This is a genomic window from Thauera phenylacetica B4P, from assembly GCF_000310225.1.
GTDB classification, from domain to species: Bacteria; Pseudomonadota; Gammaproteobacteria; order Burkholderiales; family Rhodocyclaceae; genus Thauera; species Thauera phenylacetica.
Window position 1 is genome coordinate 1 of the sequence record NZ_AMXF01000458.1, and the last position, 1,361, is coordinate 1,361.

1 protein-coding gene is annotated in these 1,361 nt (G+C 76.6%); it reads right to left on the reverse strand.

Going from position 1 to position 1,361, the window contains the following annotated elements:
- Positions 1 to 239: 239 nt before the first annotated feature.
- A complete protein-coding gene (gene gspL / locus C667_RS22990; protein WP_370701723.1) occupies positions 240 to 1,352 on the reverse strand; it encodes a type II secretion system protein GspL in 1,113 nt (370 codons plus the stop codon).
- Between the last annotated feature and the right edge of the window lie 9 nt (positions 1,353 to 1,361).

Below are 1,361 nucleotides of genomic sequence, written 5' to 3' on the forward strand. Positions count from 1 at the left end.
CGCGAGCAGGCGGCGCTCGCGCGCGGCGCGCGCGCCGTACCAGGCGCGCAGGCGCGCGCTCGGCGAGGTGGTGGCCGCATGAGCGGCCGAGGGGGCCGGTGATCCGCCGGACGTGGTGGAGGAGGGCGAAGGTGTGTTCATCGACTTGGGCTCGGTCGGCACGGATTGCCGCGGCCGGCTGCGATTGCCGGGCTCGTGGTGCGAGGACTGGAAGGCATGGGGCGGAAGACCATGTACGTTCAGGGACGGGCGGCGAGGATCAGGCGGCTGCCTTCCGCACGCGCGGCCAGCCCGCGGGCGTCGAGGCGGGCGAGCAGCTCGGCGGGCGGAGCGCCGGCCAGCTCCAGCGTGAGGCGACCCTCCTCGTAGCGCAGAGCCTGTGGTCGCGGTGCGCCGGCCTCTAGGGCGGCGTCGAGCAGGCTGAGGAGATCGCCGGCGGCGAGCTGCCCATGCGCCTGCAGCGCACGCTCGTGCGCGCGGCGCAGCTGCATGCGCGGCTCGAGCAGAGGTTGGCCGGGCAGCGCCTCGGCGGCCAGGCGTTCGCCGCGTTCGCGCAGCGCGCGCTCCTCGCGACCATCGACCCAGACCAGCGCCGCCTGCGCCAGCAGCCAAACCCCCGCGGCACCCGCGGCGAGGATCGCCGGCTTGCGCAGGCGCGGCCACCACCCGTCGCCGCCATGCGCCGGCGCGAACTCCCCATGCAGCAGGTTGGCCGCGTCGGGTGCGAGCCGCCACCAGTCGAGCGCCGGACCGTCCTCGACCTCGAGCCCGCTGCGTGCAGCGAGCGCTGCGGCTTCGCCGGGCGAGGCGCCGGCCGCGGCGCGCAGTTCCAGGCGCACGGGGCGCGCCTCCGCCGACGTCGCGTCGAGCTGCAGCGTCAACCATTCGACCAGCGTGTCCGCGCTGTCGGCGTCGAGCGCCATGCCGGCGTGCGGGCTGGTGCGCAGGACCGCGGTGGCGCCGGGCAGGACGGCCAGGGTCCATTGTGCGGGCGCCGGAGGGGCGAGCTGCAGCACGCTGCGCAGCGCGTCGAGGGGCCGGCCGAGCGCCTTGCAGGCGGCGACCAGCGTGGCGAGCTCGCTGCGCGCGACGACGAACACGCCGACACGCGCGCTCGCAGGGTCGCGACCGCTGACGGTGAGATGCTGCTGGTCGGGGTCGCGCGCGAGGTGGCTCTCGAGCGTGTAGCGGATCAGCTGCGGCTGCTCGCGCTTCGGGGCCGGCGGCAGCTCGAGCTCGAGCCAGAGCACGCGGCTGCCGGCGAGTACGAGCTCGTGCCGCTCGGCTGCGGGCCAGTGGCGGGGATCGCTGCGCCCGCGGTCGAGCGGCCGGCGCGCGGCGTCGAGCAGCACCCAGTCGGC